This is a genomic window from Nostoc sp. ChiQUE01b (genome assembly GCF_034531255.1).
GTDB lineage: Bacteria > Cyanobacteriota > Cyanobacteriia > Cyanobacteriales > Nostocaceae > Nostoc.
In genome coordinates, this window is the sequence record NZ_JAVRBM010000044.1 from 29,589 (window position 1) to 44,497 (window position 14,909).

Annotated in this window: 12 protein-coding genes; 7 read left to right on the forward strand and 5 right to left on the reverse strand. The window is 43.5% G+C overall.

Annotated elements, in window-relative coordinates; translation table 11 throughout:
• Positions 1–537 precede the first annotated feature (537 nt).
• From RMY63_RS25105 to RMY63_RS25115, 3 genes are all read left to right on the forward strand, one after another.
• Positions 538–1,128: a hypothetical protein gene (locus RMY63_RS25105; protein ID WP_322731315.1), complete on the forward strand. Its 591-nt coding sequence runs from the start codon at positions 538–540 to the stop codon at positions 1,126–1,128.
• 994 nt (positions 1,129–2,122) lie between these two features.
• On the forward strand, positions 2,123–3,658 hold the full coding sequence (locus tag RMY63_RS25110; protein WP_322731316.1) for an AAA-like domain-containing protein: 1,536 nt from the start codon (positions 2,123–2,125) through the stop codon (positions 3,656–3,658).
• Positions 3,651–7,301: an AAA-like domain-containing protein gene (locus RMY63_RS25115; RefSeq protein WP_322731317.1), complete on the forward strand. Its 3,651-nt coding sequence runs from the start codon at positions 3,651–3,653 to the stop codon at positions 7,299–7,301. Before RMY63_RS25110 ends, RMY63_RS25115 begins: the two co-directional genes overlap by 8 nt.
• Positions 7,302–7,622: 321 nt before the next feature.
• Here the strand turns inward: RMY63_RS25115 and RMY63_RS25120 are convergent, their stop codons facing one another.
• Genes RMY63_RS25120 through RMY63_RS25130 form a run of 3 tightly spaced genes read right to left on the reverse strand, consistent with a single transcriptional unit; the run spans position 7,623 to position 8,872 of the window.
• Complete coding sequence (locus RMY63_RS25120) at positions 7,623–7,838, reverse strand: DUF4351 domain-containing protein (protein ID WP_322731318.1); 216 nt, start codon at positions 7,836–7,838, stop codon at positions 7,623–7,625.
• A gap of 7 nt (positions 7,839–7,845) precedes the next feature.
• Complete coding sequence (locus tag RMY63_RS25125; protein ID WP_292778767.1) at positions 7,846–8,061, reverse strand: DUF4351 domain-containing protein; 216 nt, start codon at positions 8,059–8,061, stop codon at positions 7,846–7,848.
• Between the two features lie 7 nt (positions 8,062–8,068).
• Positions 8,069–8,872, reverse strand: coding sequence for an Rpn family recombination-promoting nuclease/putative transposase (locus RMY63_RS25130; RefSeq protein ID WP_322731319.1), 804 nt, complete (start codon positions 8,870–8,872; stop codon positions 8,069–8,071).
• 303 nt (positions 8,873–9,175) lie between these two features.
• Between RMY63_RS25130 and RMY63_RS25135 the strand changes: the two genes are divergently transcribed.
• Positions 9,176–9,454 carry a hypothetical protein gene (locus RMY63_RS25135; protein WP_322731320.1) on the forward strand — a complete coding sequence of 93 codons (279 nt, stop codon included), beginning with the start codon at positions 9,176–9,178 and terminating at the stop codon, positions 9,452–9,454.
• A 76-nt stretch (positions 9,455–9,530) separates the two neighbouring features.
• Here RMY63_RS25135 and RMY63_RS25140 read toward each other — a convergent pair whose 3' ends face one another.
• Positions 9,531–10,403, reverse strand: coding sequence for an S-methyl-5'-thioadenosine phosphorylase (locus RMY63_RS25140; protein ID WP_322731321.1), 873 nt, complete (start codon positions 10,401–10,403; stop codon positions 9,531–9,533).
• Positions 10,404–10,822: 419 nt separating this feature from the next.
• Between RMY63_RS25140 and RMY63_RS25145 the strand changes: the two genes are divergently transcribed.
• On the forward strand, positions 10,823–11,950 hold the full coding sequence (locus RMY63_RS25145) for a metallophosphoesterase family protein (RefSeq protein WP_322731322.1): 1,128 nt from the start codon (positions 10,823–10,825) through the stop codon (positions 11,948–11,950).
• A gap of 67 nt (positions 11,951–12,017) precedes the next feature.
• Here RMY63_RS25145 and RMY63_RS25150 read toward each other — a convergent pair whose 3' ends face one another.
• On the reverse strand, positions 12,018–13,250 hold the full coding sequence (locus RMY63_RS25150; protein WP_322731323.1) for an FIST signal transduction protein: 1,233 nt from the start codon (positions 13,248–13,250) through the stop codon (positions 12,018–12,020).
• A gap of 383 nt (positions 13,251–13,633) precedes the next feature.
• On the opposite strand from RMY63_RS25150, the gene RMY63_RS25155 reads away from it, so the two are divergent.
• A complete protein-coding gene (locus RMY63_RS25155; RefSeq protein WP_322731324.1) occupies positions 13,634–13,879 on the forward strand; it encodes a Calvin cycle protein CP12 in 246 nt (81 codons plus the stop codon).
• A gap of 422 nt (positions 13,880–14,301) precedes the next feature.
• Positions 14,302–14,898: a DUF3177 family protein gene (locus RMY63_RS25160; RefSeq protein WP_322731325.1), complete on the forward strand. Its 597-nt coding sequence runs from the start codon at positions 14,302–14,304 to the stop codon at positions 14,896–14,898.
• Positions 14,899–14,909 lie beyond the last annotated feature (11 nt).

Genomic DNA, 14,909 nt, shown 5'->3' on the forward strand with positions numbered 1-14,909 from the left:
AGAGCAACAAGGGCTGAATACCTTAAATATTATGGAATATGAGCTATATATCGAAATATTTTGAGGTATCAAACAACTTAATGTAGTTCTTTTGACAACAATCATATTAACTTAGTTTATATCTCCCTAGAGTTAGATAAAAATATTATTTTTGTAGTAATTAAAATGTGACTTGCGCTAGATGTAAAACTTATTTCACTATTCATATCATGAAAAAGGTCATCTGTTAAGAAATTAGCAGGCTAAAACAAGTGAAAAAATATGCTGAATGTTCTAATTTTTCAGCAAAATTATCAGCTTATTAATAGTTTAGTAAGGAGGACTATGTGAACGCTCTAAAAAGAAGCTGTTGAAGAAGCTTCCGGCTTTTTGAAAAATAAGCCAGATGAAGCTCAAGCAAGACCTTAATTACAACCAAATATAGCAGTAGACAGATAAAACTCTTATTTTATCTGAATGCTTTGGATGTAAAATTAATTCCAAATGCCATCTTGGTTGAACTTTAACTTAGTCACAAAAATCCAAGGAGTTAGAAATATGAAAAAAGCAATGAATTGGCTGAAAAACATTCGTCCCTTGAAAGTTTTAACTGTTTTTTTAGCAGGAATTTTTCTATTTATGGCACAGGCTTGTGGTGCTCCAGGAGTAGCATCACAGCCACCACAACCTGGTGCTCAAGCACCTAATACCGAACGATACGATGCCACAAAAGATTATCCTCTGAATTCTCCTACTGGTGGAATAAATAACTTTAGTGATGTAGATCCCAGAGCGGGAGATGAAAAGGCAGTTAATGACAAAGCTGAGGCATTAGTGAAAAATGCTCAGAAGAATATTGACAACAAATCGGCGAGCAATCCAGGGGAATATATCCGTAATTTCAAGGAAGGTACACCCTTGGGTCAAAGAGGGAAAAATCTGGGTGATGATATCGGCAATTCAGTTAATGAATTGCGCGAAGGTGTTGTTAAGGGAACTCAGCGAGGAATTGAAAATATCAAGGGTAATACCCAGAATGCTGCCGAAGACGTGACGAAAAATGTTCAGCGTGGAGCTGAAGATGCTGGTAAAAATGTTAAGCGTACAGCCGACGATGCAGGCAATGCAGTGAAGAGGGCAGTTGATTGAAATTAAGGTGATGCGCGTTTAGATTGTACATTTTGATGTTGAGACTGTCCTTTGTCATTGGTCATCTGTCCTTTGAAAACAAATAACTAATGACAACCCTTACTCTTTTAATATACAACTTAAATGCGTAACAGCTTAGTCATTGAAGCTCTTGTAAAAATCTAAAAGCGCCCACAGATTAAACCAATTCGCAATTCGCAATTCGCTTTTTCCGTGTTGTAACGGGGATAAAGACAAGCAGCCCAACACTTGCGGCTTGATAGAAGCCGGGGATTTAAACCCCTACACTTTGTTAAAGTCTGGGACTACTAAAATAAAGCCTGCTTATGCAGGCTTTATTTTAGTTTTATGTGGGCAGGACTTAATATTATGTCCGCTTGATAGCTTATTAAACTCGAAGAACCCCACCCCCAACCCCCTCCCCGCAAGCAAGGAGGGGGCTATGATGTACCTCATGTGATTAGGAAACGCTATAGTCGAAAATGGGAAACGAAGACTTAAACTCCATTAATGAGTCTTTGATATCATGTCCAGTTAAAGACTTATCATTAAGACCGCAGGGGGGCAGAGGTGCAGAGGTGCAGAGGGGAGGGGTTTTTGGGCTTTCTGCATAGAGAAAGAAAATTATAACTAATTAGCCGGACATGATATGAACTCCATTAATGAGTCTTTTAGCTCCATTAATGAGTCTTTGAACTCCGTTAATGAGTCTTTTAGCTCCATTAATGAGCCTTTTAGCTCCATTAATGAGTCTTTTAGCTCTGTGAACGATTTTTTTGTGCTGTCGGTAATTGCCTACAACTGCGCTGTAGTAGAGTGTATCTAATTGATGGCGCTGTGAATAAAATCCTAATTTGTTCAGCTAATCCTCGAAATAGGGAAAAACTGCCCTTGGATGACGAAGCACAGAATTACCCAAGTTTTGTACAAAACTGACTCGCAACTAGACAAGCTTTTCCACTCAAAAAGCTGAAGGAAGACAAGGTTAATAGTAATGTTAAACTCACAGGCTAAACGCATCTTCATCAGCTACAAGCGTAATGCTAGCCCCGATGAATCGGTAGTGCTGCAAGTCTTCCAGGCGCTATCGCAGCAGCACAAAGTCTTTATCGACCAAACCATGTCTGTTGGCACACACTGGGCTGAACGTATTGAAGCAGAAATCCGCCAAGCTGATTTTCTAATTACTTTCCTTTCAGCTTTGTCAACCAGCAGCGAGATGGTGGTGGCAGAAATAGAGACAGCACACCACTTGGCAAAATCACAGTCAGGACGCCCGATAATTCTCCCAGTGCGTCTGGCCTATCAAGAATCGTTTGTGTATCCCTTGAGTGCTTACTTAAATGGGATTAATTGGGCGTTCTGGAAAGATGCAGAAGATACGCCACGCCTGATTGCAGAGTTGTTACAGGCTGTTTCTGGCGGTGCATTGGCTATTAGTGAAGAAAAATCGAAAGCAGATTTACTCCAGATAAGTCAGCCGTCACTCCTACCCCATCCCTTTCCTTCAGCACAGCCCGTCTCGCTGGAAATGCCGGAAGGGACAATGGAATCGCAATCTACTTTTTACGTGGAACGCTCATCTGATGCCCTTACTTTGCAAGCTATTGAGCGGCAGGGTGTGACAATTACAATTAAAGGCCCCCGGCAAATGGGCAAAAGTTCCTTGTTAATCCGCACAATTCATACTGCTGTGAATGCTCTGAAGCGGGTTGCTTTGCTGGATTTCCAATTGTTTGATAAAGCCGCCTTAACTAATGCTGACCTTTTCTTTCGCCAGTTCTGTACTTGGTTAACTGATGAACTGGAAATGACAGATAAAGTTGATGAGTATTGGAATATGCCTTTGGGCAATAGTCAGCGTTGCACTCGCTATGTTGGGCGCTATTTGCTCAAAGAGTTTGGCAACCCTATTGTCTTAGCAATGGATGAAGTTGAAAGGGTCTTTGATACTGATTTTCGCTCTGATTTCTTTGGAATGCTGCGAAGCTGGCACAACAGCCGCGCTACTACTCCTATCTGGAAGCAACTGGATTTAGCGTTGGTTACTTCCACCGAACCTTACCAGCTAATTGATAATCTCAACCAATCTCCCTTTAATGTTGGGCTAGTAATTGATTTAGAAGATTTTACAGCAGCACAGGTTGCTGACCTTAACCGCCGTCATGGTTCACCCCTCAACGCTAGCGAAGAAAAGCAATTAATCGCGTTGCTAGGTGGACATCCTTATTTAGTACGCCTTGCACTTTATTTAGTTGCTAGCGATCGCCTCCATCCTACCGCACTATTTGCTAATGCGATCGCTGATAATGGCCCCTTTGGCAATCATCTACGTAACCACCTCTTCCGGCTGCATAACAAACAGGAGTTGGTTCAGGGTATGTTCCAAGTAATTCGCCAGAATACCTGTGAAGATGAGCGCATTTTCTTCCGCTTGCGGGGTGCAGGTTTAGTACGCCGGGAAGGGCGTGTAGTGTTTCCCCGTTGTCAACTTTACACTGATTATTTCCGGGAGCATCTGCGTGGCTAATCCAAGCATTTACACCGTAGGCGGCACGGTACAGGCTGGCGGTGGCATTTACATTCCCCGTCAAGCTGATGAAGAATTGCTCCGTTTATGTCGGTCAGCAACTTTTGCTTATGTCCTCACGCCGCGCCAAATGGGTAAATCTAGCTTGATGGTACGCACGGCGCAAACGCTAACGGACGAGGGAATTCGCTCGGTAATTGTTGACCTTCAAGAATTGGGGGCAAATGTCACAGCCGAACAGTGGTATTTTGGCTTTTTGGTTAAGCTAGATGACCAACTTACGTTTAATACAGATGTGGTGAGTTGGTGGCAAGAACACCAGCATCTAGGAGTATCGCAACGGCTAACACAGTTTTTTGAGAGAGTTTTGCTGGCTGAAGTTGAGGGGCAAGTTGTGATTTTTGTCGATGAAATTGACTCTACCCTCAGCCTAGATTTTACCGATGATTTTTTTATTGCAATTCGTTATCTCTATGTTGCCCGTGCGACTAATCCTGAATTTGGGCGGCTTTCTTTTGTCTTAATGGGGGTAGCGACTCCCGGCGATTTAATCAGCGATGCCAAGCGCACACCGTTTAATATTGGACAGCGTGTAGATTTAACTGATTTTACCTTTGAGGAAGCTTTACCCTTGGCTGAGGGATTGGCATTACCCAGCGATGAGGCCAACCAGATATTACGCTGGGTGTTGAAGTGGACGGGGGGACATCCTTATTTAACACAGCGTCTTTGTGGTGCTTTGGTTGGTTCGATCCCCCCAACCCCCCTTAAAAAGGGGGGCAAGAGGGTTCCCCCCTTTTTAAGGGGGGCTAGGGGGGATCAAGTTTTATCCGCAGCCGATGTAGACAAGATAGTTAGCAGCACATTTTTTGGCGCGATGAGTGAGCAAGATAATAACTTGCAGTTTGTGCGGGATATGTTGACTAAACGCTCACCAGACCCGGAGGTTTTGACTATTTACCGCCAGATTCGCTACGGTAAGCGGGCGATTGTGGATGAGGAGCAGTCTCTAGCTAAATCTCATTTGAAGCTATCGGGGGTGGTGCGGCGGGAAAATAATGTTTTGCGGGTGCGGAATCAAATCTATCGGCAAGTCTTTGATTACAAATGGATTAATAAACATTTGCCGTTTAACTTGCGGGATAGGTGGGAACAGCTTAAACCTGCACTGCCTTATGTGGCGATACTGATAGTGTTTTCGGTTTTAATGACGGGAGTGGCTGTGTATGTGAATAGCGAACGTTTGATTGCCCAAGATGCCCGCAATAGAGAAGAACAACAGCGTCAAGAAGCAGAAAATCAACGCAATGAAGCAAAGCGTCAAGCTAAAAATGCGCGAACACAGCAGAAAAAAGCAGAGGAACAAAGCCGGGAGGCAGAAAAGCAAAAGCGCATTGCTAATCAGGAGAGTGAAAGAGCTAAAAAAGGAGAGGAGCAAGCAAAGTCAGCACAACAATTAGCTGAAGAAAGGGGAAAAAAGTTAGCAAATGCACTTGATAAAACCAAAGCAGCTGAACAATTAGCCAAGGACAGACAAGCAGAAGCCGAAAGACAGCGAAACATTGCCCAAAATCAACAACAGCAAGCAAATATCGCCAAAGCAGATGCAGATAAACGCCGAATAAATGCCGAAATTGTTACCGATAGCTTAAAGTCACAGAAACTGATGGGATTAAATTTAGAACTTGATGCTTTAGTAGCAGGCTTGAAGGTAGGAAAACGACTTAAAACACTAAATAAAAATGTAGAACCAGAGACCCACATTTTGGCAGTAGCAACACTCCAGCAGGTGCTTTATGGAATCAAGGAACGTAATCGGCTAGAAGGTCATAGCAGTTCGGTTAATGGCGTGGCATTTAGCCCCGACGGTCAAACCATTGCCTCTGCCAGTAGTGACAAGACGGTGAAGTTGTGGAATCGCAACGGGCAACTCCTGCAAACTCTCCAAGGTCATAGCGATTGGGTTAATAGTGTGGCATTTAGTCCCGACAGTCAAACCATTGCCTCTGCCAGTCGTGACAAGACGGTGAAGCTGTGGAATCGTAACGGGCAACTGTTACATACTCTCCAAGCTCATAGCAATCCGGTTTGGGGCGTGGCATTTAGTCCCGACGGTCAAACCATTGCCTCTGCCAGTCGTGACAAGACGGTGAAGCTGTGGAATCGCAACGGGCAACTCCTGCAAACTCTCCAAGGTCATAGCAGTTCGGTTAATGGCGTGGCATTTAGCCCCGACGGTCAAACCATTGCCTCTGTCAGTGATGACAACACGGTGAAGCTGTGGAATCGCAACGGGCAACTATTACAAACTCTCCAAGGTCATAGCAATTCGGTTTTTGACGTGGCATTTAGCCCCGACGGTCAAACCATTGCCTCTGCAAGTTATGACAACACGGTGAAGCTGTGGAATCGCAACGGGCAACTCCTGCAAACTCTCCAAGGTCATAGCGGTTCGGTTTTGGGCGTGGCATTTAGCCCCGACGGTCAAACCATTGCCTCTGCCAGTCGTGACAAGACGGTGAAGCTGTGGAATCGCAACGGGCAACTCCTGCAAACTCTCCAAGGTCATAGCGGTTCGGTTTTGGGCGTGGCATTTAGCCCCGACGGTCAAACCATTGCCTCTGCAAGTTATGACAACACGGTGAAGCTGTGGAATCGCAACGGGCAACTCCTGCAAACTCTCCAAGGTCATAGCGGTTCGGTTTTGGGCGTGGCATTTAGCCCCGACGGTCAAACCATTGCCTCTGCCAGTCGTGACAAGACGGTGAAGCTGTGGAATCGCAAGAGACAACTCCTGCAAACTCTCCAAGGTCATAGCAATTCGGTTTGGGGCGTGGCATTTAGCCCCGACGGTCAAACCATTGCCTCTGCCAGTAGTGACAAGACGGTGAAGCTGTGGAATCGCAAGAGACAACTCCTGCAAACTCTCCAAGGTCATAGCAATTCGGTTTGGGGCGTGGCATTTAGCCCCGACGGTCAAACCATTGCCTCTGCCAGTAGTGACAAGACGGTGAAGTTGTGGAATCGCAACGGGCAACTCCTGCAAACTCTCCAAGGTCATAGCAGTTCGGTTAATGGCGTGGCATTTAGCCCCGACGGTCAAACCATTGCCTCTGCCAGTAGTGACAAGACGGTGAAGTTGTGGAATCGCAACGGGCAACTCCTGCAAACTCTCCAAGGTCATAGCAGTTCGGTTTTTGACGTGGCATTTAGCCCCGACGGTCAAACCATTGCCTCTGCCAGTGGTGATAACACGGTGAAGCTGTGGAATCGCAAGGGACAACTGTTACATACTCTCCAAGGTCATAGCGATTCGGTTAATGGCGTGGCATTTAGTCCCGACGGTCAAACCATTGCCTCTGCCAGTAGTGACAACACGGTGAAGCTGTGGAATCGCAACGGGGAACTCCTGCAAACTCTCCAAGGTCATAGCGATTCGGTTAATGATGTGGCATTTAGCCCCGACGGTCAAACCATTGCCTCTGCCAGTGGTGATAACACGGTGAAACTGTGGAATCTCAATTTGGATGTGGATGATTTAATGGTTAAAGGTTGTGCTTGGGTGGGCGATTATCTGCAAAATAACCTCAATGTGAGCCAGAACGATCGCCATCTATGTGATGATATTGGCACACGCAGGTGATACCATTTTAGATTTTGGATTTTAGATTTTGGATTGGGAATTGCCTTGGTGCGTCTGGCTTGGTGTGAATCCATCTGTCGCAATCATTTTTCAAATTGGTATAGCTAAGTAGATAAACAAAAATATTTACAGCCATTGCGATTGCCATGCTTCGCTCGCAATGATAACTAATTACCTCAACTTGGGATAATGTGAGCCTGTATAATTTTATGATAATGGTGCGTCACCGAATAGCCTGTCGTAGCGATTGCTCTTGCTTTAATTTCAGAAACTGCGATCACTTTTGCTGTAATCTGAGGAAGTGCGATCGCTCTTACATTACTAACCTTGATTTTGCGCTAACCAAGCTTCTAAATCGGTTAAACCCGAAAAATCAAGTAAAGCCTCTGCTAAATCATCCAACTGTGTTGAGTCTAAAGCTTGAATTTCCAATAACTGTGCAGGTGGAACAGTTCCAACTTTACGGCGAAGTAGTCGTATAACAATCGATAAAGCTTTTTCCTGCTGGATATCCTGATAAATTACAGACTCGTGCATAGCATCACTAACCTTGATTTTGCGCTAACCAAGCTTCTAAATCTGTTAAACCCGAAAAATCAAGTAAAGCCTCAGCTAAATCATCCAACTGTGTTGAGTCTAAAGCTTGTATTTTCAATAACTGTGCAGGTGGAACAGTTCCGACTTGACGACGAAGTTGTCGCATAACAATCGATAAAGCTCCTTCCTGCAAAATATCCTGATAAATTACAGACTCGCGCATAGCATCACTAACCTTGATTTTGCGCTAACCAAGCTTCTAAATCGGTTAAACCCGAAAAATCAAGTAAAGCCTCAGCTAAATCATCCAACTGTGTTGAGTCTAAAGCTTGTATTTTCAATAACTGTGCAGGTGGAACAGTTCCGACTTGACGACGAAGTTGTCGCATAACAATCGATAAAGCTCCTTCCTGCAAAATATCCTGATAAATTACAGACTCGCGCATAGGATCACTCCGTAATAACCTTTTAATCAGTTCCTTGTTTAATACTAGCCCAGCTAATACTGCTGTTGACGCAGCAATATTACTTTGTGTTCGGGTATCGTTTATTTGCTCAATAGCTTCTGCAACCTGTTGTAGTGTTCGCGTTTTATCCTCAGTTTGACTGAGGGTTGCGAACGGTAACAAACCAGGAGTATTCAAAAATATCTCGCTGGGTTGTTCCCAAAGACGAATAACGCCGAATTCATGACGGGTATTTTCTAAGACAAAAGCTGTTTGCTGGACTAATTCGGATGTGGTAGGTTGCAGGTAAATTACAACTTGATGCATCCGCTTTTGGGGAAATCTGCGATACACCCTTAACCGATAATCAGTCATCCGAAAGGGAATTTCGGCTTTTGCTTCGGTTTGAAATTCGATATGCAGAACAATTTCATCTGACTGTAACAGAATTAACGCATCTGCTCGAATCGGTTCGAGGGATAATTCTGATGGACTGAGTTGGGTAAGTGCAATAGATTCGCCAAGTAACCAAGTGGCGAAATCGGCTGAAAATGACTCTGCTAAAAAGCGACAGACGTTATCAAACATAAATGGGTATTATATCAGAGAGGTTTTGTCTCTCATTTGTCATTTGTCATTGGTCATTCTCCTTGTTCCCTTGTCCCCATTTCCTTTTCACATTGGTATAATATGGTATTGATGCTCTGATGCAAAGAGATTTTAGTAATGAGCAATGTCTACGACGGGCTACGCCTACGCCCGAAGTTGAGATAAAGCGATCGCTTCTATAATTTCAGATAATGGTGCGTCACCGAATAGCCCATCGTAGCGATCGCTCTTGCTGTCATCTCAGAAACTGCGATCGCTTGTATGATTTGTGATAATGGTGCGATGTCTACGACGGGTTACGCCTACGCACTATCATTTGCTAGACACAAGGAACAAGCAAAGCTTTATAACAAAAATCATGAGTTTGTTAATGAAAATCATGAGTTTGTTAATGAAAATCATGAGTTTGTCAATGAAAATCACGATTTTGTCAATGAAAATCATGAGTTTGTCAATGAAAATCATGAGTTTGTTAATGAAAATCACGATTTTGTCAATGAAAATCATGATTTTGGTGACGACAGCTTATATATTTACGTGCCGCAGCTACGCCCGTCGTAGACATCGCTTTTGCTGTAATCTGAGAAAGTGCGTTACCGAACAGCTCGTCATAAACATCGCTCATTCACCACCAACACTACAAATACTTCTGCAACAATAACCCTAACTTTTCCTTCGTTGCGGCTGGTGCTTTATCCAACTGAGTCAAAATCGCATGTTGCAACGCCGAATGCGCCTCACTGGTTGGTGGATTTTCACTCAAGCGCCGCACAGTTTCTTGAATCACCCTTTGAGCATTCACCGCATTCCGCAGCAAATTGCCAATTACTATCTCCACTGTCACAGTGTCATGACCTGGATGCCAACAATCGTAATCTGTCACCAGTGCTAAAGTTGAGTATGCAATTTCCGCTTCCCTTGCCAACTTCGCCTCTGGTAAATTCGTCATGCCAATGATTGTTGCACCCCAACTGCGGTAAAGATGCGATTCTGCCTTCGTGGAAAAAGCTGGCCCTTCCATGCACACATAAGTGCCACCGCGATGGAGAGTAACTTCTGGTAAATTGAGAGATGCGATCGCATCTGCCAACACAGTCGCCAAATTCTGACAAATCGGATCGCCAAAGGCAATGTGAGCCACAATTCCCTCACCAAAAAACGTTGAAATCCGATTTTTCGTTCTGTCGATAAACTGATCTGGCACTACCATATCCAGTGGTTTCGCTTCTTCCTTCAAGGAACCCACAGCACTAGCTGAAATTAAATACTTCACACCCAATTGCTTCATTGCATAGATATTAGCGCGAAACGGTAACTCCGAGGGTAAAAGCGTGTGATTGCGGCCATGACGCGCTAAAAAAGCTACCCGTGTACCATCCAAAGTTCCCAGAATCAAAGCATCAGATGGTGAACCAAAAGGAGTCTCGACTCGCACTTCTTCGACATCTTTGAGCGCATCCATTTTGTAAAGACCGCTACCACCTATAATCCCAATACTAGCTTGAGCCATGATTCTGAACCTGTTCTTTACCGATCTGCTCAGTTATTTTATCGAAAAGGGGAGTAGCAGAAAACAAAGCGATGTCTACAATGAACTATGCGTAGGCGTAGCCCGTCGTAGACATCGCATTTCGTGTCGCTAACACTATTGAATTATTACCGATTAATTGTTTGTTTAGGTGCAGATAGAAGCGATTGCCCAGTTATTCGAGGGTTAATTAATAATTTTTAGCAATCAAATTTACGATAATTTTTGGAGATTAAATGGTTATGATTAGCCCTGAAGTTAATCGTCACCATAATGTGTAATCAATCCTTCATGTATACAAATGTTAAGTAGACGCACTCCTACGCAGGGAAACAAAGCAAGCGTTATACTTTTGGGAAAAGACTTGTTTTAACCCCTGCTTTTAACATTTTCATAAATCAATGACTCTCAATTTTCGCTTTGCGGTAGTCAGCGACTTACACCTGGCACTTCCTCACACAATCTGGGATCATCCCAGCCGATTTCATCTGGTGGAAGTAAGTATCTCAGCATTTAAAAGTGTACTAGAACATTTAACACAACTTGATTTAGATTTCTTGTTGTTGCCAGGAGATTTAACCCAGCACGGCGAACCAGAGAACCACGCCTGGTTACAACAATGTTTAGCCCAGCTACCTTTTCCCGTTTATGTTATTCCTGGTAATCATGACGTTCCTGTGCTGTTGGGCGATCGGCAATCAATTGCTTTTGCAGATTTTCCCTACTATTACACGAAGTTTGGCTACGAAGATCCACAACAGATTTACTACATTCGTCAATTACTGCCTGGAGTTAAGCTGATTGGACTAAATTCTAACTCCTTTAATGACCAGGGAGAACAAGTGGGGTGTTTGGATGCCAAACAGCTACGGTGGTTAGAAGAGGTGCTGGCGGCATCTGGTGATGACTTAGTTTTGGTGATGGTGCATCATAATGTGGTAGAGCATTTGCCCAATCAATCGAACCATCCACTGGCACATCGCTATATGTTGTCCAATTCAGCAGAACTATTGCAGCTGCTGAGACGCTACGGAGTCAAGCTAGTATTTACCGGGCATTTGCACGTTCAGGATATTGCTTACTCAGACGGAGTATATGATATTACCACTGGCTCTTTAGTTAGCTATCCTCATCCTTACCGAGTGCTACAGTTTCATCGAGATAACCAAGGTAAAGAATCGTTGCAAATTTTATCCCATCGCGTAGAGTCAGTGCCTGAGTTCCCCGACTTGCAACAGTCATCAAGGCAGTGGATGGGCGATCGCTCTTTCCCTTTTTTAATCAAACTATTAACTCACTCTCCATTAAACTTACCATTATCACAAGCAAAAGAATTAGCTCCTAGTTTGCGCGACTTCTGGGCAACTATTGCCGATGGGGATGCGGTGTTAGATTACCCTCATTTTCCCCCAGAAGTGCGGCGCTACATTCAGACATATAGTGCATCACAGTCTAACTCAGTGATCGCCACTGCTGGAAGTTTGACGATGATTGATAATAACAGCACACTGTTGCTGAATAAGAGTTAGGAGTTAGAACAAGATTAAACACTCATCACTCATCACTCAGCACTCAGCACTCAGCACTCAGCACTCATTACTGATTTTGGCGACAAATTCCAAATGCTGAAGTGTAGGCGTGTAAAAAGGTTCTGCCACCAACAGGGCCGATTTCACCGCCACAGAAAAAGCCACCTACAGGAATATCGTTAAGATAGCGCTGAAATAGTTCAGAATCGAAGTTAGGTTTACCATAGAGTCCTTCACCTCGTCCCACACAGGAAAACATCAAAGCCGCTACAGCCGAGGGTTCAGATTCTCGTTGGTGTTGATAACTTTGGAGGAGTAATTCGAGGTCTTCAGCAGAGGCTTGGGCATCGCGGAGATGGAATTGCAGCCTTTGACCGGGACGGACGCGATCGCCAATTGCGATCGCCCCAGCATTTGGATCGACTCCAAGAATACCACGAATTAAAAAGTCTCCTTGCTGCAAAGCCAGCTTAAATTCATCCATTGCCACACCAACAAACAGAGAATGCTGTGCTAAAATCCGTTCTTGTTCGCTGAGACTAGCAATCAAATCTCGCAACACCACTAGAGGCACTTTATCATCTAACTCTAGGATGATATTGCGATCGGCTTTTGTAACTTGCAATGGCTTGCCAATCGGTCGGCATCCTTGGGCTACAATCGTTTCCAAAACAATATTGCCAGTCAAAGCTATACCAACAGTGCCCTCACGATATAAGTTTTGCTGTTCCTCACCGTTAGTATCGTTACAAAAAAGGGCAACACGACCACCCATACCTCCACCACTAGCCTGTCCCCCCACGATCGTCGATCCTGGATAAGCAAAATCCAGCCCTTGCAACAAATTGTTGATTCCAGAAGCGAAAGAACTAGACAGTAAGATGAACTGCGGTTTCGGTGATGGTGGCACACCGATCAAATCAAGCCAAGCATCTGGCGAACTGTCTAAGTCAGGTAATTCTTCAGCAACAATATGAAAAACTTGAATCTTTACTCCTGGAAGGTGTGCTAAAGTCAAGCTAATAGCTGGTTCAGCTTCCAATTCTTGGGTTTCTCCGCTAACTGTCGTCCCAATTACACCACCACCACTACAGCCAATTAGCACGGGCACAGAAAGTTTTTCAGCTAACAAGGGTAACAGTCGGGAATACTCACTCGTAAAAGCAGACGAAATGAATACCAGTCCTAGATCCGCAGGTGCTGTTAACGACGAAACAGCTCGTTCTACCACATCTGTAACAGCGGCTTCCAGAGAATGACGGGTTGATAGGGCATTTGCCCACTGCATTTGGTCTGCCATGAGTTTTGAGCTTCTTTCTCTTTTTAGGCTAGTAGATTTTGACTTTTTATTTTAGGAAGAATTGCATCTTACAAGAATTGATGCCAGCCCTTTGTCTCCTCCATCCCAAGAAGCTGGAGTTGTCACTCCCTAATATAGGCATCTAAATATATTGTATGATTATTTATCTATGCTACTAATTCCACAAAATCTTAAAAAATAAAGGTAAATGCATTGTATAGATAGGGTAGCTTGCTGTATTGGTTATAAATCAATAGGCCAATAGGCTAAAAAACTAACTTACCATCGGCTAAATGGTTAGAATGGTTAGTAATCAAGCGAAAAACTGCCATTTCTGAACATTTTCTATACTAGTATTAACAACACACAACGAGATTAAAGAAATGACCAACATCCAAGAAACAGCAAAAAGAGACATCCAAGAGCAAATCCAAGAAGAAGTGGAACAAGCGCGTACTGTCTGTGATATTAACGGTAGCAACTCACCAGAGTGTGCTGCTGCTTGGGATGCAGTAGAAGAATTACAAGCCGAAGCTTCGCACAAACGCCAAAGCAAGGCAAAAAATTCTTTAGAACAGTATTGTGATGACAACCCAGATGCCATTGAATGCCGGGTTTACGACGACTAGAAATTGAGGTAACTAGATTTTCTGTTGTTTGATCGGCAAACAACCAGCATTGACTAAAGAAGACGCCCAGAGTAGAGGACGTGGAAACTCACCGATGTCCTCCACTCGCAAGCGTTTCATTTAAAGCCCCCGATTTTAGTCGTGGAAACAAAAAATAAATTCCTTATTTGAATCAATAGGCTTCTTCCAAAGGGATAAGCTACGATTTTCATAAATTAAACAACAAATTAATTGTTAGTAGGGGCGTACAGATGTACGCCCCTATAAATTTTTTGTAATACTCGTGACTTCTAGTCATACGAGGTTCAATAAACTATTATCAAGAAGAATATTTAGCAGTCTACAATCAGGTAGTGGTATAAAATCCAACTTGATTTATTCGGACTCCTGACTTCTTATTTATCTATTGTTTGAGAAAAAATATGGACTATAATATTTGGTTTCGACCTTTTGTCTGGATTGATTACCGACTGGCAGTATTATTCCTGGTAATTATTCCGCTAATTCTTCTAATTTGGGCATTTGTACAAAAAGCGGAAAGCATACAACGCTTATTGGCTATATACTGGCGAGTGTCAAGCTTGGTGGCAATCACAATTTACTTAATGATTGCCCAGTATCCAGTTAGCTTTATCTCTGGGTTGATGGCTCAAATTTTGATCCCGATTTCGTTGTGGTTCTGGGTGGATATCAACGATGAAATTGAGTATCAAACCAGTGGATCTTTGAAATTGATTTTTACTTCTTGGCGCTGGGCGACAACTGTTTATTGTTTTTTGGGTACACTAGCCTTTATCCCTTTTTTGGGTTGTGCTTTTTCTGCCAATATGCTGAAAACTCCCTATTGTCGTGTATGGTTCGAGGCTCCGTTACTATTCAAAGAATATTTCCATGCTAATAGCAAGGCTGAGTTTTTAGGTTTTCTCGGCATAACTAGTTTAGTAATTTATGTGCTTTACTTAAGTTATTTTGTTCTGATTAAGCTAGGCAAACAGGGACGTTCAGCCACACCACAGTAAACATAGTTGCG